Annotated in this window: 16 protein-coding genes; 12 read left to right on the top strand and 4 right to left on the bottom strand. The window is 44.1% G+C overall.

Annotation, left to right across the window (positions count from 1 at the left end; genetic code table 11):
- Window positions 1–205 precede the first annotated feature (205 nt).
- From MuYL_RS05315 to MuYL_RS05330, 4 genes are all read left to right on the top strand, one after another.
- Complete coding sequence (locus tag MuYL_RS05315; protein WP_094569542.1) at window positions 206–3,523, top strand: SusC/RagA family TonB-linked outer membrane protein; 3,318 nt, start codon at window positions 206–208, stop codon at window positions 3,521–3,523.
- Between the two features lie 39 nt (window positions 3,524–3,562).
- Window positions 3,563–5,140 carry a SusD/RagB family nutrient-binding outer membrane lipoprotein gene (locus MuYL_RS05320; protein WP_094569543.1) on the top strand — a complete coding sequence of 526 codons (1,578 nt, stop codon included), beginning with the start codon at window positions 3,563–3,565 and terminating at the stop codon, window positions 5,138–5,140.
- 131 nt (window positions 5,141–5,271) lie between these two features.
- Complete coding sequence (locus MuYL_RS05325; protein ID WP_094569544.1) at window positions 5,272–7,998, top strand: phosphoesterase; 2,727 nt, start codon at window positions 5,272–5,274, stop codon at window positions 7,996–7,998.
- Window positions 7,999–8,011: 13 nt separating this feature from the next.
- On the top strand, window positions 8,012–8,827 hold the full coding sequence (locus tag MuYL_RS05330) for a glycerophosphodiester phosphodiesterase (RefSeq protein ID WP_094569545.1): 816 nt from the start codon (window positions 8,012–8,014) through the stop codon (window positions 8,825–8,827).
- A 165-nt stretch (window positions 8,828–8,992) separates the two neighbouring features.
- Here MuYL_RS05330 and MuYL_RS05335 read toward each other — a convergent pair whose 3' ends face one another.
- Together MuYL_RS05335 and MuYL_RS23785 are read right to left on the bottom strand one after the other, a co-directional pair.
- Window positions 8,993–9,262: a UBP-type zinc finger domain-containing protein gene (locus MuYL_RS05335; RefSeq protein ID WP_094569546.1), complete on the bottom strand. Its 270-nt coding sequence runs from the start codon at window positions 9,260–9,262 to the stop codon at window positions 8,993–8,995.
- A gap of 67 nt (window positions 9,263–9,329) precedes the next feature.
- A complete protein-coding gene (locus MuYL_RS23785; RefSeq protein WP_094569547.1) occupies window positions 9,330–10,991 on the bottom strand; it encodes an FAD-dependent oxidoreductase in 1,662 nt (553 codons plus the stop codon).
- Window positions 10,992–11,245: 254 nt separating this feature from the next.
- On the opposite strand from MuYL_RS23785, the gene MuYL_RS05345 reads away from it, so the two are divergent.
- The 8 genes from MuYL_RS05345 to MuYL_RS05380 all read left to right on the top strand — a co-directional run bounded on the left by MuYL_RS05345 (window position 11,246) and on the right by MuYL_RS05380 (window position 20,202).
- Window positions 11,246–11,926: a GNAT family N-acetyltransferase gene (locus MuYL_RS05345; RefSeq protein WP_157740625.1), complete on the top strand. Its 681-nt coding sequence runs from the start codon at window positions 11,246–11,248 to the stop codon at window positions 11,924–11,926.
- Window positions 11,927–12,503: 577 nt separating this feature from the next.
- Complete coding sequence (locus tag MuYL_RS05350; protein WP_094569549.1) at window positions 12,504–14,003, top strand: gluzincin family metallopeptidase; 1,500 nt, start codon at window positions 12,504–12,506, stop codon at window positions 14,001–14,003.
- A 175-nt stretch (window positions 14,004–14,178) separates the two neighbouring features.
- On the top strand, window positions 14,179–14,580 hold the full coding sequence (locus tag MuYL_RS05355; RefSeq protein WP_094569550.1) for a hypothetical protein: 402 nt from the start codon (window positions 14,179–14,181) through the stop codon (window positions 14,578–14,580).
- 304 nt (window positions 14,581–14,884) lie between these two features.
- Window positions 14,885–15,214, top strand: coding sequence for an L-rhamnose mutarotase (locus tag MuYL_RS05360; RefSeq protein ID WP_094569551.1), 330 nt, complete (start codon window positions 14,885–14,887; stop codon window positions 15,212–15,214).
- Between the two features lie 157 nt (window positions 15,215–15,371).
- Window positions 15,372–16,727: an alpha-L-fucosidase gene (locus MuYL_RS05365; RefSeq protein ID WP_094569552.1), complete on the top strand. Its 1,356-nt coding sequence runs from the start codon at window positions 15,372–15,374 to the stop codon at window positions 16,725–16,727.
- Between the two features lie 12 nt (window positions 16,728–16,739).
- On the top strand, window positions 16,740–18,401 hold the full coding sequence (locus MuYL_RS05370; RefSeq protein WP_094572860.1) for a UxaA family hydrolase: 1,662 nt from the start codon (window positions 16,740–16,742) through the stop codon (window positions 18,399–18,401).
- A 131-nt stretch (window positions 18,402–18,532) separates the two neighbouring features.
- Window positions 18,533–19,297 (top strand): SDR family NAD(P)-dependent oxidoreductase, encoded by a 765-nt coding sequence (locus MuYL_RS05375; protein WP_094569553.1) that lies wholly within the window; start codon window positions 18,533–18,535, stop codon window positions 19,295–19,297.
- 56 nt (window positions 19,298–19,353) lie between these two features.
- The gene (locus MuYL_RS05380) at window positions 19,354–20,202 is read left to right on the top strand and encodes a fumarylacetoacetate hydrolase family protein (RefSeq protein ID WP_094569554.1); all 849 of its coding nucleotides are present in this window, start codon (window positions 19,354–19,356) and stop codon (window positions 20,200–20,202) included.
- 3 nt (window positions 20,203–20,205) lie between these two features.
- On the opposite strand, the gene MuYL_RS05385 is transcribed toward MuYL_RS05380, so the two are convergent.
- Window positions 20,206–20,898: a uracil-DNA glycosylase family protein gene (locus MuYL_RS05385; protein WP_094569555.1), complete on the bottom strand. Its 693-nt coding sequence runs from the start codon at window positions 20,896–20,898 to the stop codon at window positions 20,206–20,208.
- A gap of 130 nt (window positions 20,899–21,028) precedes the next feature.
- Window positions 21,029–22,147 (bottom strand): phosphate ABC transporter substrate-binding protein PstS, encoded by a 1,119-nt coding sequence (pstS, locus tag MuYL_RS05390; RefSeq protein ID WP_094569556.1) that lies wholly within the window; start codon window positions 22,145–22,147, stop codon window positions 21,029–21,031.
- Window positions 22,148–22,205 lie beyond the last annotated feature (58 nt).

Here is a 22,205-nt window from a genome sequence, read left to right on the forward strand (position 1 = left end):
CTCTAATCACTAACCGCTAATCCCTTTCCCAATATTAAATATTTGTAAGCTCGATGTAATTTTCCCGTTACATAAATCCACCTGCTTAACATTCTGTACATCTATAATTAAGCATTGCTTAATATTAATTTAGTTTACTAATAATAAACAAAGTTTAGTATTGCTGCATGAAAACTTCCTTTCCTTCACTATTAAAAATTAACAGATGAAACAGATTTACATGCAACTAAAGACCGTAATAACGGTATTGTTATTCTGTCTTGCGCCGGTGCTTTTATTCGGGCAATCAAGAATAGGCGGTACAGTTACCGACAGCAAAAAACAACCATTGCCAGGCGTAAGTGTGGTGCTAAAGGGTACCTCAAGAGGTACAGTAACAGACATTAACGGACATTATTCGCTTACAGCTGAAAAAGGCCAGGTGTTTACTTTTAAATTCCTTGGTTTTGTAACAAAGGACATTACAATAAGCGAGGAGACTAACTATGATGTAACCTTGGTAGAAGACTTCAAAACCCTAAATGAAGTTGTAGTAACCGCGTTAGGCGTAAAAAGAGAAACCAAGCGACTAGGTTATTCAGTTCAGGAAATTAGTGGATCGGAGTTGACCAAAGCGCGTGAGCCTAACGCTGTTAATGGTTTAACCGGTAAAATTTCTGGTTTAAACGTCGGTATCAACCAGGAGATTTTAGCAGCCCCAACTGTATTACTCAGAGGATCTCCTTTAAATTTCTATGTAGTTGATGGTATTCCAATAAATACCGATACACAGAATATCAGTCCTGACGATATTGATACTTATACCGTTTTGAAAGGGCCAACAGCAGCCGCTATTTATGGTAGCCGTGGTATTAATGGTGCAATTTTAATAACTACAAAGAGGGCAAAAAAAGATAGTAAAGGCTTTACTATTGAGTTTAATTCAAGCACCCAGTTTAATAAAGGTTTTATAGCAATACCAAAAGTTCAAAATTCATACGGTGGTGGTGATTATGACAAATATGCTTTCGGCGATGGAGCCGGCGGTGGTGTTAATGATGGTGACTATGACGTTTGGGGCCCGCGTTTAAATGCTGGTTTACTGCTTCCTCAGTATGACGGCGCATATGACCCGACCCAAACTTATACTACTACATTTGCTGATGGTTCAAAATTTCAGGGGCATATCAAACCTACACCATGGGTTGCCCGTGGCGTTAACAACCTGCAGGGATTTTTACAGACTGGTGTTTTGACCAGCAACAACGTAAGTTTTTCTTCTACATCTGAGAAATCAAACGTTCGTATGTCAATTACTGATGGTCATCAAACAGGTATTACACCAAATACAAAATTAAATACTGTCAACTTTAACATTCTTGCCAGCTATAACTTTAATAAAAAGTTTAAAGTTGAAGGTAACCTAAATTACAACCGTCAATTTACTGATAACATCCCCGATGTTTCTTACGGTCCTAATAGTATCATCTATAATATTGATATCTGGACAGGTGCCGACTGGAATATTAACGATGTGCGTAACTATTGGCAGCCAGGAAAAGAAGGTATTCAATCTGTATTTGTTGAATACAAGCGTTATCATAACCCATGGTTCCAGAGCTATGAATGGTTAAGAGGGCATTACAAAAATGATATCTACGGCTGGGCAGCTTTTACCTATAGCCCAAATAAAGATTTTGACATAACCCTACGTTCCAATGTTAGTACTTATGATGTTTTAAGGACTGAAAAAGAACCGTTTTCTGCCCACCCTTACGGCGATGAGCATAACCATGGTAACTATCGTGAAGACCGTCGTGACCAATTTGATAACAATACTGATTTATTGTTGAAATATAATTTTGATAATATCTTAAAAAGCGGGTTTACGGTTAACGCTTTAGCTGGTTCAACTTTACGTACCATGAAATATACTTCATTGTACACATCAACCGACCAGTTATTGATTCATGATGTTTATACTTTCCAAAACTCTATAAATCCGTTGAAGGTTTATAATTTTGCTTCGGATTTGATTACACTAAGTGAATTTGCATCGGCTGACGTGACTTTCAAGAAGTACTTTACAGTTACCGCCACTGCACGTAACGAAAAGTCGTCTGCACTGCAAAATCAATCTTATTTTTATCCATCAGTAAGTGCTAGCACACCAATATCTGATTACGTAAAACTTCCTGATTTTATATCTTTCTTTAAAGTTAGAGCAAGTTATGCTAACGTAAAAGAAGGCGGAACTTCTCCTTATATAGGCCCTGCCGGTAATGCAGCCGGTTATGGATCTACTTACCAAACCAATTACGGGGGCCCTGGCTACATCTCGTCTCCTCCTGCTTACACTTTAGGCAAATCAAGTGATAACGTAACTGTAGCTTCTGCTCCTACCTATGCAATTGACCCAAGCTTGAAGCCGTCAACAAGATCAAATTACGAAGCTGGTGCTGATCTTCGTTTCCTTAAAGATCGTTTAGGTTTATCAGGTACGTATTTCATTTACAAAGATGGTCCTCAGATATTTACAGCCTCAAGTTCAGAAACCAACGGTAGTGCACAAAGCTTTGTAACCAACGGTTTTGCTACAAAACGGACCGGGTTTGAATTTTCATTGAATGGCAGTCCTATAGTTACGCCTGATTTAAGGTGGGATGTGTTAGTAAACGTAGGCAGTTACAAAGAAGTTTATGATAAGTTTCCAAGCCAGTTGAATGGTACTTTTAACCAGTTTTTCCATATTGGCGACCGTGTGGACAAATTGTATGGTGCTGCCGAAGCAAAAGCCCCTGATGGCAGGGTGATACATGATGCTTCCGGTTTGCCAATGTATTTACCTGTTGCCCAATATCTAGGTAATGCCGACCCTGATTTTAGCTGGGGTATTAATAACAAGTTCAGGTACAAGCAATTTACCTTGTCATTTCAGTTTGACGGTATGTTTGGTGGTAAAATCCAGGACCGTGTTTACCGTAAATTAATTGAAGGTGGCCGCGGAGCAGTTACAGCTGAAGGAATAATTGGTGCCGCACGTTTATACGAGTCGCAGCATTGGGGCGACCCAGGATTTAAAGGTGCTGTTTACGCCGATGGTACACCTATGTTAGGCCATGATGGAGCGGCACTTGCTGCAGGCAGCCCCGCTATTCAATATGATCCCAAAACTGGTGTTATTACTAACTTAAGCCAGCTAAAATTTGTTGCCAATACAACGCCTGTAAAATATGTGCAGGATTATGTAAGCAGTTTCTATAACGACCCTGAACATACGGTGATCAGCAAAACTTATGCTAAACTGCGGGAAGTGGTAATCGGTTATTCGCTTTCTAAAAATGTGGTGCAAAAACTACACCTTTCAAAAGTTGACTTCTCTTTGGTAGGTCGTAACCTGCTTTATTTCTTCCATCCCGGCTATAAGGATATTGATGTTGATCAGTACCCTGGCCGTGACCAGAACGGAACGCCAAATCGTGAATACAACCTGCAAACACCTACTACCAGGAGTTTTGGGTTTAACATAAACGTTGTTTATTAAGCTGTTTAGATATTTTTTAACAACTAAAAAAAATTGAAAATGAAATTATTAAAATTAACCATAACTTCCTTAGTGCTCCTGGTGTCAATATCAGGCTGTAAAAAGGAATTTGATAAGGATGTTGTTAACAGGAACCTTCCTATTACCGGCATTTCTCCATCATTATTATTGCCAAACATTGAAGCAGATATGTTTGTGTCGCCCTTTGGAGATGAAGAAAAAGCAGGCCAGTTTACCGCTATTAACTATACTTATTACGGAAGTAACCAGTATTGGACAGGCAGTGCGGGCTTCAATTACACAACATTGAATAATGTTGTTGCAATGGAAACTGAAGCCGGAAAATTAAGTGCTACGCTGTCAAAACCGTACCTGGCTTTAGCTAAATTTTTCAGGGCCTATTATTTTATAAATATGAGCCTTAAAGTTGGTGATGTGCCAATGACCGATGCGTTACAAGGTTTAAAAAATCCTACACCTGCGTATGATTCTCAAAAACAAATATTCATTAACTCATTAGCTTTGCTTGAATCAGCAAATACCGATTTAGGCCAAATGAATTCAGTTAATGCGTTAACAAGCGGTACCTATTCAATCCCTGCTATTTATGATACGTATTTTGCGGGAGACCTAACCAAATGGCAGAAAGTTGTAAATGCATTCAGGTTAAGAATGCTTATCGCTTTGAGTAAGAAAACAAGCGAAACTGATTTGAATATAGCCGGGCAGTTTGCAGCGATATTGTCTAATCCCACTAAATATCCGTTGATGACATCAATGAGTGATAATTTACAGCATGTTTATGATGGGGTTTTCTCAATATACCCGAATAGCCCAAGAAATTATGGTAACGATGCAACGCGTGATAACATGGCTGCAACTTACCTTAACACTTTAGCCTCACTTAAAGACTTACGTGCGCTGGAAGTAGCTGAACCTGCAAGGGGTTTGGGTTTTGCCGATACATCTTACAGTTCATTTGTTGGCGGCGCATCAGGCCAGGCATTAAGTGCAATGGCGCAGTTGGTACAGCAGCAAAAAATTTCATTAATAGGCCGCCATCGCTATTATGAAACCTTAACCGGTGAAAATACATTCATCATAAGTTACCCTGAAATGTGTTTCAACATTGCTGAAGGCATAAACCGGGGCTGGGCAACCGGCGACGCCGAAGGATGGTATAAGAATGGGATTAATGCCGATTTAGGTTTCTATGGTGTTAAAGATGGTGCCAATTCCATTACTTTCCAAAAAAGCTATTTTGGAATTCTATATGATGATATCACCTACACAGTACATTTTAGCTATAACGGATATTACAACCAGCCAACCGTTAAATACGCGGGAAACAACACAGCCGGGTTAAATCAAATATTAACACAAAAATATCTTGCTTTTGCCCGTAATTCAGGTTTGGAGGCTTATTATCAGTGGCGCCGTACCGGTGTACCTGCGTTTGATATTGGTCCTGGTAACACTGTAAATGGTAAAATACCTTTGCGATACCAATACCCGATAAATGAAAGATCTGCAAATTCGAAAAACTATAATGCAGCTGTGACCAGCCAATACGGTGGTTCTGACGATATTTACCAGGCGATGTGGTTAATAAAATAGTACCATTTCCTAAAGGAAGCCATCCGCCGAAACCGGGTGGCTTCTTTGTTTTATAAATTATTTAAAGGTTATACCAGCGCATTTTAGCCCGGTATAAACAAAAGTTTTTTTCTGTTAATATATTTGATACTATGAGAAACAAAATTTTGTCTGTCGCAACACTATTGCTTATTGTTGTTTCATTTACCTATGCGCAAAAACAGGCAACCATACTGGAGGTGCCCGGTGTTGATCAGTATTGTAAAATTAACCAGGGTGGGATATCCATATTGCCGAGCGGACGTTTTGTGACACCTGCGGGAGAACTGATTCGGATTACTCATGACCCTTTTGGCCTTTCATTATCGCCCGACGGAAAAAAGGCAATTACCATTCATAATGGCGTAATTACCTTAATTAACCTGAAAACAATGGATGCATTGCGGGTGCCGTCGTACGATAAAACCATTATCTCGCCGGTTAAGGATGGATCATTTTTGGGCGTTGCTTTTGCTCCCGATTCAAAAACCGTTTACCTGAGCGGCGGCGATAATGGATCTGTTATTATTTATGATACTGAGAAGTTGAAGATGACAGATTCACTATCCCTTAACGGCAAAGTAAACGGCAAACAATATGAAGATAGCTTCACATCAGACCTGCTGCTGAATAATGCGAATAATGAATTGCTGGTGCTTGACCGCGGAAATTTCAGAATGGTGAGGATCGATCTGAAAACAAGGGCAATAACCGCATCTATACCATCAGGAAGGCAGCCTTTCGGCCTGGCGCTGAGTCCGGATAAAAAAACGGCGTTTGTAGCCAATGTGGGTATGTACTCATACCCGCTGATAAAGGGTGCAACACCGAAAAATGTTGATTCTATTATGATCAGCCACCATCCTTATGGTAACGATACAAAAGAAGCGATTGAAGGAACAGTGGTTGAAGGGCGCCATATTCCCGGCGTGGGAAGCCCATCATCGCCCGAGGCCATGAGCGTTTTTACCATAGACCTGGCATCTAATAAAATTATTAACAAATTTAAAACGGGTTACCAGGTAGGACAAATGATTGAGGGGGCCGAAGTAGTTGGCGGTGCCAGCCCGAACTCTATTGCGGTGGGCGGGCAGTTGGCTTATGTTACCAATGCCACTAACGACAACATCTCTATTATAGATTATAAGAACCACCGCTTAGCGGGAACTATCCCCATTACTACGGACAAAAGGCTGGATCACTACCGCGGGCTGCTGCCTTTTGGTATTTGCCTAAGCAAGGATGAAAAAACATTGTACGTGGCATTACTCGGCTTTAACGCTGTAGCTGTTATTGACGTACCTACAAAAACCACCAAAGGGCTTATCCCTACAGGCTGGGGGCCCTCGCGGGTTAAACTCTCTGCCGACGAGCAGGAGCTTTACATAACCTCGTGCCGTGGCCTGGGTGCGGGGCCAAATGGTGGCAATGGCTTTGTGGCGCCGCCGCAGGGAACTTACATCGGCGATATTCAACTGGGTCTGTTCCAGAAACTGCCGGTGCCCGACGACGAGAAACTAAAAGCGTACACCAAACAGGTTATTAACAATACCTTTTTAAGCAAGGAAGTTGAGATAGACCCGGCTAACCCTTTGCCGGTGTTACCGGGTGCAACGCCAACCCCAATTAAATACATTGTTTACATAACTAAAGAGAACCGTACGTACGACGAGGTTTTGGGGCAACTGAAACACGCCAATGGCGACAGCACACTGGCCCGCTTTGGTGTAAACTGTGAATATACTTTGCCTGACGCATTAAAAAGGCAACTGCCAAATTTTAAAGTAACTCCCAACCATGCAAAGGCTGCACAGCAGTTTGCTTTTTCGGATAATTATTATTGTGACAGTGATGCCTCTATCCACGGGCATCATTGGATGCTTGGTGTAATCCCAAATGAATGGGTGGAAGCAAATTCAAACGTAAGTAAAACGGCCAAAATATTTTCAAGCGCTCCGGGAAGGCGTTTCCCGGGATCAACCGGTAGTATGGACCCCGAGGACTATGCAGAACGTGGCGGACTTTGGGAAGCCTTGGAACGCAAGGGCGTTGCGTTTTACAATTTTGGTGAAGCGAACGAAACGGCACATAACCGCGAACAATGGCAGGACACAGCTACTGGCTCAGGCCACGTGGTAATGGTACCAATGCAAAAAGCATTGTTTAAACATACAAGCTACAATTATGCTGGTTTTAATACCAATATTCCTGACCAGTACAGGATGGACCAGTTTGAAGGCGAGTTTACCAAAATGTGGATCAAAGGGAAGAAAAAAATGCCAGCTTTAATTACCATGCAGGTGCCTAATGACCATACGGCAGACGTAAGGCCGGAAGATGGGTATCCTATGAAACAGTCGTTTGTAGCGGACAACGATCTTGCTGTCGGTCGCATATTACACTTCCTTTCCCGCACTAAATATTGGAAAAATATGCTGGTAATTATTACCGAAGATGATCCTCAGGGCGGGGTTGACCATATTGATGCTCATCGTTCTATATTGATGCTCGCCGGACCGTATGTTAAAAAGAGATATGTAAGCCACAAACATGCAAACTTTGGCGCAGTGTTAAAAACCATCTACAATATACTTGGCGTATCTTATGTAAATCAATATGATGCCACAGGCACCCTGTTACAGGATTTTTTTACTGCAAAACCTGATTTTACACCCTACACGCTGGAGAAAAATGATACCAGGGTATTTGATGCGCAACAGGCTATGAAAAAGTACAACAAAACAGTTGACTGGCGTAAAATTGAAAAAGGCCCCGATATGGATGATGAAGAACACGAACGCAATGAACGTAAACGCCTGGATAAAGGCGACAAAGATTAACCACGAAAATTAAATGAAGAAGATATACCTGGCGGCAGCTTTGTTGCTGCTGTTAACTGAAACGTATGCCCAAAACCCTGTGCCGGCGGCCAGGCATAAATATATTGTTATTGCACACCGGGGCGACCATACTATTTACCCTGAAAATAGCCTGAAGGGTTATGCCGCAACTATTAAAGACGGTGCTGATTATATAGAGATTGACCTGCGAACCACCAGCGATGGTAAACTGGTTAGTATGCACGATGCCAGTATAAACCGGATGACGGAAAGTAAAGGGCTAATTAAAGACTTTACTCTACAGCAATTGGAAGAACTGAAGGTAAGGGTGAAGAGCAAACCCGATACGGCAACTTACCGAATTCCAACGTTTGAACAGATCCTGAAACTTTGCAGGAATAAAATTTACATCTACATAGATTTTAAAGAAGCCGATGCTGCGGCTACGCTGGCCCTCTTAAAACAATACCACATGGAAAGGCAAGTGCTAATTTATATCAACAAAGCATCACAAATTACAGACTGGCGGAAAACCGACCCCGCCATGCCGCTGATGCTGAGCACGCCTGATAGTGTGAAAGATGCAGCCGGGATGAAAAAATTTATTGATACCTGGCATCCTGATGTGTTGGATGGTAACTATGATACCTATAACAGCCAAATGCTTGAGTTGGCAGCGACGCTTAAAATCCCGGTTTGGCCCGATGCCCAGGGCCCGCAGGAAGGCCCGCTGGTTTGGGATAAGGCGATAGCTCTTGGTTTAAAAGGCGTACAAACCGATAACCCGCCTGCTTTGATAAAGTATTTGAAAAGCAAGGGGTTGAGGTAAGGGAGGAAGTCGCAGAGTTCGGTAGTCTGAAAGTCAGAAAAGCAATGTACTCAAACTTTACTTTTCTGACTTTATTTTTTAAGCCCGCAAAATCCCGTGTCATATTTTCACCAGTTGAGTCGGAAAATGCCCTCATTTAATGGGCAACGTGTTTTAACTGTCCGCTTAATACTCCGCCATTTCTTCGTCAACATAGCACCAGAGCCAGCGTTCGCCCGGTTCGGCAGAGATCACTACCGGGTGACCGGCTTCTGCAGCGTGTTTGCTGGCATGCTGGTTTGGTGAACTGTCGCAGCAAAGCGTTACCCCGCAGGTTTGGCAGGTACGCAGGTGCATCCAGCTGCTGTGCGTTTTTATGCATTCTTCACACACATAATCTTTAGGCTGCTTAAGAGTTTTAATAGCCGCCAGGTGTTTGCATACTTCGTCTTCCATGTGGATTATTTTTTTATTATACTAAGATATTGAACCTTTTAATCTGGCAACACTTCAACTGATTCGACTACACCTCCGCCAGGTATTTATGCACAAAACTGATGGCCATTGAGCCTTCGCCAACAGCCGATGCTACACGGTTCATGGCACCCGCACGAACATCGCCGGCAGCAAAAATACCGTTACAGCTGGTTTCGAGTAGGAAAGGGTCACGCTTTTGCTTCCAGATCTTGCTAAACTCGTCGTAACGCCTTAGTTCCCGGCCGGTTTCAATAAAGCCTTTTTCATCTTTTAAAATATCCAGTTTCAGCCAGTCGGTATATGGTTTTGCCCCGATGAAAATATAAAGCGCTGCTGCCTGTTTTGTAACGCTCTCTTTGGTTTTAACGTTATAGATGGTTAGCTTTTCAAGGCAATTATGACCCGTTGCTTCGGTAATTTCGGTATCGGCTAATACATGAATGTTGGGGATGTTTGCAATCTGTTGTATCAAATAAGCGGACATGGTATAGCTTAAGCTATCTCTCCTGATAATGATATAAACGTTTTCAGCAAATTTTGACAGGTAAACTGCAGCTTGCCCGGCCGAGTTGCCGCCACCTATTACGTAAACTTCTTTACCCTTGCATGCCGAAGCTTCGGTGGTGGCTGCACCGTAATAAATACCGGCTCCGGTGTAGTTTTCAACGCCTTTTACATCCAGCTTGCGATAGTCTACACCTGTAGTGATAACTACTGTGCGGCTAACTATCTCGGGGCCGTCATCCAGGATAATAGTTTTATAGCCGTCCTTTTGTTTAATATCATTTACCGCCTGCGGCGACAGGAATTCGGCACCTAAGCGCATGGCCTGGGTTATGGCACGCCGGGTAAGATCAGCGCCGCTTAAGCCTGCCGGAAAACCCAGGTAATTTTCAATCCGGGAACTGGTGCCCGCCTGCCCGCCCGGTGCTTTGCGCTCAATAAGCAGTGTTTTTAACCCTTCGGAGGCACCGTAAACTGCTGCCGCCAAACCCGCCGGGCCTGCCCCGATGATCACCACATCATAAATATCATTGGTGATCTGCGGGTTAGTGCCAATCTTATCAGAGATGGATCTGATGGTGGGTTTGCACGAATAACTGCCATCGTCAAAAACTACAACAGGCAATTCATCCAGCCCGACATTGTTGAGTTCCAGTACGGCTTTTGCATCCGGATTTTTCTCAATGTCCAGCCATTTGTAGGGAATCAGGTTGCTGGCAAGGTAATCTTTAACAGTGTGTGACTGCGGCGAAAATTGGTAGCCAACAACCTTTATGCCTTTAAAATCGGGGATATAATCACTTTGCCAGTCATCCAGCAAGTCGTCAATAACGGGGTAAAGCCTTTCTGATGGCGGGTCCCAGGGCTTCATCAGGTAATAATCAAGCTGAACATCGTTGATGGCTTTTATGGCGGCTTCGGTATCTGAATAGGCGGTAAGCAAAACGCGCTTGGCCTTTGGAAATATTTTTATGGCTTTTTCTAAAAAGGCAACACCCTCCATTTCGGGCATCCGCTGGTCGCAAACAAACATGGCAACCACATCCGAACTGTTTTTCAGATCGATGAGGCTTTCAAGCGCTTCGTTTGCAGAGGTAGTATTGATGATCCTGTAATCTTTGCCGTACATCGATTTCAAATCGCGGGTGATGGCACGTAACACCTGCAAATCGTCATCTATCGAAAATATTATTGGTTTTTCCATCGTAAAAGGTGTGTTGCCGTAAGGTAGTAATTTATTGCAAAAGTAATATAGTTTAGGATGCAAACAGTTATGTTTTTTAGGAAAAATGAAGATGAAAATGCGCCTTTAAGGATGCTGGGCGCTATTTTTATTACTTACCGCAGTACCTGATATTGACAGTACGCAGCAAACAGCACAGGTGTATTTATAAAATATTAATAGCTTTGAAACCGGGTACACTGCCAGCCGGTAACAGTGCCGCAACATACAACCATATGAATCATATACTTGACAATCCCGCTTTTAACGCCCTTAATACCGGTAATAAAACACTTTCTAAAGGCACTGAAAAGGCTAAATATTTCCCTGCGGAGATCTCTCCATTTTCGGGGCTTGCTGAAAATACCTCTGAAAACTTTAATACCCTTTACGAGGTTGCGCCAGAAAATACCGTATTTGGCTTTGTAAGCGCTGAACTGATTGCCGTACCAGCGCCCTGGAACGTTTTGCAGCGGATGGACGTTTTACAGATGGTGTGCGAAACGCCCGCAAGGGACGCTGCCGCCACAGAGCCCGTTATTGCCCTTGGCGATGAGCATATTCCCGCAATGCTGGCGTTAACCAAATTAACTAATCCCGGTCCTTTTGCACAACGCACAATTGATTTTGGACATTACCGCGGTGTTTTTGATGGCGACCAGCTGGTATCAATGGCTGGTCAACGGATGAACCCTACGCCTTATGCCGAGATCAGCGCAGTTTGTACCCATCCGGATTATTTGGGCCGCGGTTATTCGGCGCAGTTGATCCTTAACCAGGTACAGCGGATTAAGGCAGCAGGCGAAATCCCTTTTCTGCATGTGTTATCATCTAATGAACGGGCGATAAAACTTTACCGCTCGCTGGGGTTTGTTACCAGGAAAGAAATTTCTATCTATATCATAAAAAAGGACTGAAAGAACCATTCTTGCCTAAACAGTCTCAAATGCTCAGATAGTGGCAGCTGTAGTTATCGCTAATGAGATATTTTAAATATTATAACTTGAGTTCGGCATAAGCAAAAGTTAGTCCAATACCTAAACCGCTCTACCACCACGTGCAATTGTTGTTTTAGAAAAGGCAAGTTTGTGTGTTCTGCCGGCAGCGCGTTCCATTTTTGCATACGGAACACCCGGAACAAAGTGAAACATATTGATTATCAGTATGTTTGCTTTTTATTAAGTGCTAAAAAGAGGTAAGTTGCTGATAATAAACATGTTCCATTATTATATCAAATTTACGTTATTATAAGTCGCACAATAAAATTAACAGCGGATAAATAAATCTGTTTTTAGCGCATCACGCGCAATTTTCACCAATGCAATCCCGGTAAACGCGTAAATACACCCTAATAAATACCGTATTTATACGGTATTTATTATTTAATAAGTATGTAATTTTATTTAGCCAAAAATAATACCACAACTTTTATACATCTACAACTTTGATTTAATAACGGCGATACATTTTTATTCACCCCAAATAAATAATAAGATGGAAACAACAGCAATCACCAGGAAAAAGAAAGGCGGCAAAACCAAACACCCAAAACAACCTGCCGGTACAATCAACGCATGGGAACAGGACCCGGGTTCAGGCAACCAGCCTGATGGCGGGCAGCTGATCCAGGAACCGGCACCGGATATGAGCGCAACATCGTTACCAACAGCCATTAAAAACCCGGCAAAGGCGCCGGCGGCCGGTGTTTATACACCCGGTACAGCAGAATTCAGGTATTGGGCGGCAGCGGCGTCGTTAAGTCGCGGGTCTGCATTTTGGAGTGTGCAGCTGCCCGGCATTTCGTGGGAAGTAGGTAAGACACTGCCGGTTGATCTGGATCACGGGTCGGACCTGAATGCTTATTATGACAGGGTAGGGCTGCGTTTTTTTCATGGAATTGTTGGCACACGCACATTTTATTCAGGCGAGAGCCCGGATGTAATTAACCACGAACAGGGGCATGCAGTGCTTGATGCTTTAAAACCCCAGTTATGGAACGCCGCAAACCTGGAGGTTCCGGCTTTTCATGAATCATTTGGCGATATGAGCGCTATATTATGTGCCATGCAAGTACCCAGCCTGCGCCACGGGGTTCTCGCTGAAACCGGTGGCTCACTATACAAATCGTCACGCCTTTCGCGGCTGGCTGAACAGCTCGGCTGGGCGATCCGCCAGAGCGATCCTTCAGACGTTGATGCCGACTGTTTACGCAATGCGGTGAACTCATTCTTTTACAGGCCACCCCACACATTGCCAACTTATGCCCCCGCATCGGCGTTATCATCCGAACCGCATTCTTTCTCAAGGGTATTTACTTCGGCATTTTTTGAAGGTATGGCCAATATGTTTCATATCACCACAAATAAAGACGAGGCTGACCTGCTGCAGGTGAGCGTTGATATGGGTAAGATCCTGGTGGCAGGCATTACTGCAGCAAAAGTTGTTTCGGCTTTTTACAGCCAGGTAGCAGCACACATGGTATCGGCCGCCAATGCACTGTTCCCCAATATTGCTTATGGGCAGGCATTAAAGAGCTCATTCATCCGCCACGGGATCATCTCGGTTGCTTCCAGCGCTGCGCTTGCGAAGTTAAAGATGACGGCTGCTGCGGCAAAAACTATGACCGCTGCAAAAGACAAATCAAAGGATGTGGACAGGATGCGTTTACATGTTGCAGAATACGACCTTGGTATGGACAGCATCCTGGTGCATGGGGTATCAGAGCCCAAAAGCTTTGCTATTGCCGGCGCTACGCTAAATGTAGGCATGGTTACCCCGCAAACAGATGATGAAGCAGCCAAATCATTTTTTGAAGATTTGCTGCGCCGCGGACGCCTCCGGGTCGTGAAAAATAACGTGGCCATGTCGCCGGTGGTGAGGCCAGGCTTGTCCGAAACGCATCACGAGTCGCACACCCACGAATTGCAGCAGGAAGGCAGCGAGTATGTGTTGAAGCGCGTGCGGATAGACTGCGGGCCCTGGTGCGGGCATTGAGGATTTTTCATAACCTCAACTAGAGATTCTTAATAGAAGAGGATTTTGAACTTTGTGTCTGGAAATAACAATTTTTAAACCCCGCTCAAAAGGAGCGGGGTTTTGGGTGCAAATGATAGCTTTCTTTTTACCCAGATTAAATTGGTAATTTTAGGCTTAAATTAAGTCTGTCACTATGGCATCTAAAGAACCGGCAATAACCGAAACTGCTTTGAAGCAGGCCCTGGAAAAAAAAAACCTGGAGTTGGTAAGTTACACGCGGAATGATGACGGGACCATGGACGTTGAGGCTAACAAGCTTTACCCTGCATTAACTGACGACCACGGGCCGTTGTATGTGCCGCTGCCGGTGTCGTTAACGATCTCGCCTAACGGCGAACATGATGTAAAAAGTATTGAAAACGATAGTCCCGACAAGGACGCAGCCCGGGACGCCAAACAGTTTGTGAAAATGCTGATAGACAATAAGCAACTTAGCGGTATGCCCGGCGAACAGCAATTACACACCACCCATAAAATTGACACCAATGCCAAAGGCCAGCGCGTGATTCGGCGGCAAGGATTTTCGGGAAGTTGAGATAAGATGAGGGTATTGTACAGCTAAATTGAAGAGCTGATGTCTCCGGGCTGATTATCTTTGTGAACCTCAGCTCTACTTGATCAACACATAAGCCTTTTTTGAAAAATATCTGGATGACGCGCGATAGCATAGCGCGCTATTACCGAAATTCACCAACCGATTGTCTTTTTTACCTTTCTGACTTTCCCGACATTCTAACCGTCCATCTCTTTCTCCGTTTTTTCCTTTTACCTTTCATCTCAATTAACTAATATTGTACAATTGACAATTACAAACCGTACTACACCTAAAGAAATCTGTGATGCCCAGGTATTGTTTAACGCTCGACCTAAAGGATGACCCTGCTTTAATTGCTGAATATGAAAGGCATCATGAAGCGGTGTGGCCCGGGATCAGGAAAAGCATTCTGAATGCGGGAATTACAGCTATGGAGATCTACCGCTTTGATAACCGACTGTTTATGATCATGGAAACCGACAATAGTTTCAGCTTTGATCGTAAAGGCAAAATGGATGCAGGCAACGCAGAAGTGCAGGAGTGGGAAACCCTGATGTGGAATTACCAGCAGCCGTTAAAAAATGCGCTGAAAGGAGAAAAATGGGTATTGATGAAACAAATTTTTTCATTGTAGAGAAAACATCAAGACCCAGGAAAATATAGATAAACTTTTTCAGTATTTCAGGGAGATGAATCTTACAGACACGGGAGGTTTGGGATTGAAAGATTGTCTGTTGCTGAGAACGATTTAGAAATTTAATAGAGCCATTAACCTAATAAATAGATCTATCATGCTAAAAAAACTACAACTCGCGCTGTTGCTGATTATCCTTAGCCAGGCAACTTTTGCGCAAAAACAGATCGGAAACGAAACGGATGCACAAAAACAAAAACGGATGGAATGGTGGGCCGACAGCCGTTTTGGGATGTTTATCCACTGGGGACTGTATAGTGGTGCTGCCCGTCACGAGTGGGTGAAACATAACGAGAAGATTGACAATGCCGGCTATCAAAAGTATTTTGACCAGTTTAACCCCGACCTGTTTGAGCCAAAAAAATGGGCGCATGCCGCCAAAGCAGCCGGGATGAAATACGCGGTGCTTACCACCAAACATCATGAAGGGTTTTGCCTGTTCGACTCTAAATATACCGATTACAAAGCACCAAATACGGGTGCCAAACGCGACCTGGTGCGTGAATATGTGAATGCTTACCGCGCCGAGGGACTAAAGGTGGGTTTCTACTACTCGCTGCTAGACTGGCACCACCCCGATTATACTATTGACGACATCCATCCACAGTCGCCAAAAGATAAAAGCGATGCTAGCTATGCTGCACTGAATAAGGGCCGCGATATGGCTAAATACAGGCAATATATGCGCAACCAGATCACCGAGCTTTTAACCAATTACGGTAAGATTGATATTTTATGGCTGGATTTTTCCTTCCCGCAGAAAAACGGGCATGGTAAAGGAAAAGACGACTGGGGATCGGTTGAATTGCTGAAACTGATCCGTAAACTGCAGCCGGGGATTATTGTTGACAACCGGCTTAACCTGGAAGAATATAAGGACGGAGCAGATTTTGAAACCCCCGAACAAGTGAGCACCGCCGAACTGGCTAAATACCGCGGTAAAACCTGGGAAACTTGCCAAACGTTCTCCGGTTCATGGGGTTACTATCGCGATGAAAATACATGGAAAACCCATCGCCAGCTGCTGGATCTGCTGATTACTTCGGTAAGTAACGGCGGCAACCTGATCTTGAATGTTGGGCCAACCGCCCGGGGCGAGTTTGACTACCGCGCCACCCGCGCGCTTGATAGCCTTGCCTCCTGGATGCATGCCAACAGCAAAGCAATTTACAATTGCACCTTCGCACCTGACTCCTACAAAATTCCCGAAAATGATAAACTGACCTACAACGCAAAAACCAAACGGCTATATGTACATTTGTATGATTACCCCGCAGGTGGTACTATAACTTTATCGGGCTACGCCGGTAAAATAAAGTATGCGGCTTTTTTAAATGATGCTTCGGAGTTATTATACAAACCATCGGCAACAAACCCGGATGACCTTGTGTTAACACTGCCGGCTAAAAAGCCTGATTTTGAGATTCCGGTAGTGGAACTTACCCTGCAATAATTGAAACAGATAATGTCAACACAAAAATATAGTTACATCCGCATCCACCCGAAAGATAATGTTTTGGTGGCTTTGCAAAACCTGGCCCAGGGCACGGAAATTAATTTTGAAGGGCAAACCTTTAAGCTTACCCAAAATGTTGATGCCAAACATAAATTTAGTATCAGTGCGCTGAACCCCGGAGATGAAATTTTTATGTATGGTGTATTGGTAGGTAAGGCAACCGTAGCCATTCCGCAGGGCGGCCCCATCAGCACACAGACGGTCCACCATGCTTCCGGCGAATTTCACCTGGGTAAACGCAAGCTGGACTGGCACCGGCCGGATACCGGCAAATATGCCAACAAAACATTTATGGGCTACCATCGCGCCGATGGTTCAGTAGGCACCGGCAATTACTGGCTGGTTATACCGATGGTTTTTTGCGAGAACCGTAACATTGATGTGTTGAAAGAGGCATTGGTAGATAAGCTGGGCTATAAAAAGGCTAAAAGTTATGAGGGTGATGTTGACCAGCTGATGAGTCTTTACCAGGCGGGAAAATCTGTTGAAGAGATCTTAAATGCGGATATCCGGGACACCGCTGATAAAGCCAAATCGAACCGTTTCTTTAAAAATATTGACGGCATAAAATTTCTTACCCACGATATGGGCTGCGGCTGCAATCGCAGCGATGCACAAACGCTTTGCGGTTTGATAGCTGGTTATGTTACCCATCCTAACGTAGCGGGCGCTACCATATTGAGCCTGGGCTGCCAGAATGCGCAGGTAAGCATTTTGGAACAGGAAATAAAAGTACGCGATGCTAATTTCAGCAAGCCACTGGTGATACTGGAGCAGCAAAAGGTAGGTACTGAAAGCGACCTGCTGAAACAGGCGCTTAAGCAAACCTTTGCCGGATTGATGCAGGCCAACCAAACGGAACGTACGCCTGCGCCCTTGTCTAAATTGTGCATCGGGCTGGAGTGCGGCGGCTCGGATGGATTTTCCGGGATCTCGGCAAACCCGGCTTTGGGTTATGTGAGCGATCTGCTGGTGAGTATGGGCGGATCCGTTATTTTATCAGAGTTCCCGGAGCTTTGCGGGGTGGAGCAGGAACTGAGCGACCGGTGCGTGGACGAAGATAAAGCCAACTATTTTATGCAGTTGATGACCACCTACAATAAACGCGCTGAGGCGGATGGGTCGGGATTTTATGCTAACCCATCGCCCGGTAATATCCGGGACGGGTTAATTACGGATGCAATAAAATCAGCCGGTGCAGCCAAAAAAGGTGGCACATCGCCGGTTACCGATGTGCTGGATTACCCTGCAAAAGTATCAAAGCCCGGTCTGAATTTATTATGTACGCCCGGCAGCGATGTGGAAAGTACCACTGCCGAAGTAGCAGCGGGGGCCACTATTGTGCTGTTTACCACAGGCCTGGGAACGCCCACCGGTAACCCTGTTACGCCGGTTATTAAACTGTCAACAAATACTGTACTTGCATCTAAAATGCCGGATATCATCGACATTAATTGCGGAACAATAATAGAAGGGGAGGAAACTATTCAACAGGCGGGCGAGCGGATCCTGGACTACGTAATTAAAGTAGCAAGCGGCGAGGCAGAACCGGCATCGGTCAGATTGGGCCAGGATGACTGGATCCCATGGAAGCGGGGGATTTCGTTGTAATAACCTTTGTTATTCTGAACGCAGGGAAAGATCTTCTACATACCTCAGTCAAGCAGGACTAATATCGGGGAGATTTATCGTTTGAATAGGATTTTTTGCTTCCGCTTACAATGAGAAAAAACAATTAAAACATGTTTAAACTAACCAACAAACAAGTAGTAATAACCGGTGGCGGCAGCGGAATAGGTAAGGCAATGTCCATACTGTTTGCTAAGCAGGGCGCTACCGTTCACATTATTGAGTTGAACGAAGCAGCAGCAAATGATACCGTTGCTGAAATTAAAACCGGTGGCGGAAATGCCGAAGTGCATAAATGCGATGTGAGTAGCCAGCAGCAGGTGGTAGCTGTTTTTAATTCGATAGGTAAAATTGATATTCTTATAAATAACGCCGGAATTGCCCATATTGGCAGGGCTGATAATACCAGCGAGGCGGATTTTGACAGAATCTATAATGTAAATGTTAAAGGGGTGTACAATTGTCTTTTTGCAGCCTTACCCATAATGAAGGCCCATAATGGCGGAGTAATATTAAACACTGCCTCGGTTGCGGCGCACGTGGGCATTACCGACAGGTTTGCCTACTCCACCAGCAAAGGCGCTATCCACGCCATGACGTTATCGGTAGCGCGGGATTATATGGCCGATAATATCCGCTGTAACAGTATTTCGCCGGCAAGGGTACATACGCCCTTTGTAGATGGCTTTATAGCCAAAAATTATGCCGGTAAGGAAGCGGAGATGTTCGAAAAGCTTTCCAAATCGCAACCGATCGGCCGGATGGGCCAGCCGGCAGAGATTGCTGCCCTTGCGCTATACCTGTGTTCGGACGAGGCTGGATTTATAACCGGCACCGATTACCCTATTGACGGCGGGTTTATTACCCTCAATAATTGAGTTTGAATAACCACGGGGCAACCAATTTATACTACTAACTACCAACTAAAAATACTATGAAGCTGATAAGATTTGGTGAAGCCGGGAAAGAAAAGACCGGCGTGATCATTAACGATAAAAAATACGATACCTCTGCCTTTGGTGAGGACTATGGCGAGGCGTTTTTTGAAAACGATGGCTTAACCCGGTTAAGCTATTTCCTGGAAGATAGCCTGCTTCCCGAAATTACCGGAGAGGTGCGCCTCGGCAGCCCGCTGGGCAGGCCATCTAAAATTGTTTGCATAGGGTTAAACTATATCGACCATGCCAAAGAAACCAACGCAACGCCGCCAACCGAGCCGGTTATATTTATGAAATCGACCACTGCCATTACTGGTCCGTTTGATCCTATCATCATTCCGAAAAATTCTGTTAAAACCGATTGGGAAGTTGAGCTTGCAGTAGTGATAGGTAAAAAAGCAAGCTACGTGAGCGAAGCGGATGCGATGGATTATGTAGCGGGCTATGTGCTGCACAATGATGTGTCTGAACGCGAGTTCCAGATAGAACGGGGCGGCACATGGGATAAAGGTAAAGGTTGCGATACTTTCGCTCCAATCGGCCCGTTTTTTGCCACCAAAGACGAAATTGCCGATCCGCATAACCTGCGCCTGTGGCTAAAAGTTAATGGTAAAACAATGCAGGATGGCAATACCTCAAATTTTATATTTAACATACAGCAGGTAGTATCCTATACCAGCCAGTTTATGACCCTGCTGCCAGGCGATATTATTTCTACAGGTACGCCTGCCGGTGTAGGGCTGGGCATGACCCCCCCCGTTTATCTTAAACCAGGCGACGTAATTGAATTAGGAATTGACGGATTAGGCGAGGCCAGGCAGGTGCTGGTTGATTATAAACAATAGCCCTTAAATAACACGCTTGAAAGCAGCAATATATTTTTCAATGTATTGCTGTTTTGTTTTTGATTTATACTGCATTATAAACCGGGGATGCTCCAGGGCAACGATGTTTTTAAAAAAGCCATGTTCATCATTTAACCTGCGCAAAAATGTCTCGTTTTTGCCTGTGCCGAAGCAAAAGCAGGTATCGGTATTATTACCGAGATCTATTTGTTTTCTGATATTTTCGACAATGAAATCATAAACGGCATTGGTAAGCTCTTTACTGTCGTAGTAGTTGTAGTTAACTTCCTTTCCGGTTTTAGTGGTTGCCGTAAATCCCAGCGGACAAACGGAATTTATATAAATGTGATTGTAAAACGCTTCAAGCCCGCCAAAAGCCTCAATTACTTCGTAAACAAATACTGAAGAGGGTTCATGCGTCTCCTTGCCTTCGTAATTGATCCCGCATACTGCTTTTAACCGTTTTGAATCGGTAAAGGGGATGCCGGTAACGCCACCGCCAAACCTGCCCGGGTTAATGCCCAATATCATGTGCCGCTGGTTACCGTCGTTGTAATATTTGGTATAAAATTGCTCCATTAAGCTATTGGCCTGCGGGTTTTCCTTAAACGGGTTCATGATATTGACGCCGTGCGGCAGGGTTCCTTTAAATTCCAGATGCTTATTGTATTGGATTACTTTTTCAGCGAAGGTCATAATGGAGTTCGAAATTTATTCGATAAAATTAACCCCATAAATCCGTTTATTACCCTGTTTTACGCAAAAAAAAACAAATAAAAAAAGCCCCGGCAAAACTTGCCGGGGCGCTAAAAATATCAAATTGATCTTATTGCTGTATTGCTTTTCCGTCGAAAGTCGCTGATTTCAAAATCTTTTCGGCAACCGCAACAGCTGCTGGCGATAGCGGTGCATAGTTCAGATCGTTGCACAACTTCTGTCCTTCATGGGTGTTCCACCAAAGTAGTTTTATCACTTTTTCTGCACGGTCTTTAGTGCGGCCACTATAGTTTTGTTCTTTGTAGATCATTGCCCATGTAAAACCGCTAATCGGGTAACCGTCTTTAGCATCGGTATTACTTAATGAAACTTTTGCATCAGCAGGGATTGCTATATTACCTGCCGCGCTTGTTGAGGCAACAGTTGGGGTAATGTAGTTTCCGCTTTTGTTTTTCAGATCGGCAAAGGTCATTTTGTTTTGAATAGCGTAAGCAAGTTCAATGTAACCAATGGCACCAGGAGTTTGTTTAATTAAGCCTGCAACACCTTCATTACCCTTGCCACCCAAACCAACAGGCCAGTTAATTGCCGAGCCTTTACCGGGCTTGGTATTCCAGTCGGCGCTAACTTTTGAAAGGTAGGTGGTAAAAATATTAGTTGTTCCGCTGCCATCGCTTCTGTGGGCAATGAAGATGCCGGTTGAAGGTAACTTAACACCCGGATTTATTTTTGCAATTGCTGCATCATCCCATTTAGTTATTTTGCCTAAAAATATATTGGCTAAAACTTCAGGGTCTAGTTTTAACGTGCTTTTTAAGTCGGGCAGGTTATAGCTGATCACTACCGCGCCTGCGCACATAGGGATGTGCAGCACTTCTGCACCAATTTTTTTGGTTTGATCGTCATTTAAAGGAGCGTCTGAATCGCCAAAGTCAATTGTTTTATTGGTAAGTTGTAAGATACCGCCGCCTGATCCGATAGACTGATAATTTACTTTTATGCCGGTTTCCTTGTTGTATTCAGCAAACATCTTTGAAAAAAGCGGATAAACAAAGGTGCTGCCTGCGCCAAGCAGGGTGTTAGCATCTGTTGTTGAAGCAGCGGCCTCAGCAGGTTTTGAAGAGCTGTCGCTACCTGATTTTGTGTTGTTTCCGCCGCAGCTTATCAAAGCTGTTTCAGCCAGCAGCATTGCTGCAAAGGCGAACTGACTTATTTTGAAAATTTTCATCGTAATGTTTTTATTTATTCAACAACAAAGAGACGACTTAGTGTTGTCTCCTGAGTTA

Origin of the sequence: Mucilaginibacter xinganensis (assembly GCF_002257585.1) — a bacterium.
In the GTDB taxonomy this organism is placed as follows: domain Bacteria; phylum Bacteroidota; class Bacteroidia; order Sphingobacteriales; family Sphingobacteriaceae; genus Mucilaginibacter; species Mucilaginibacter xinganensis.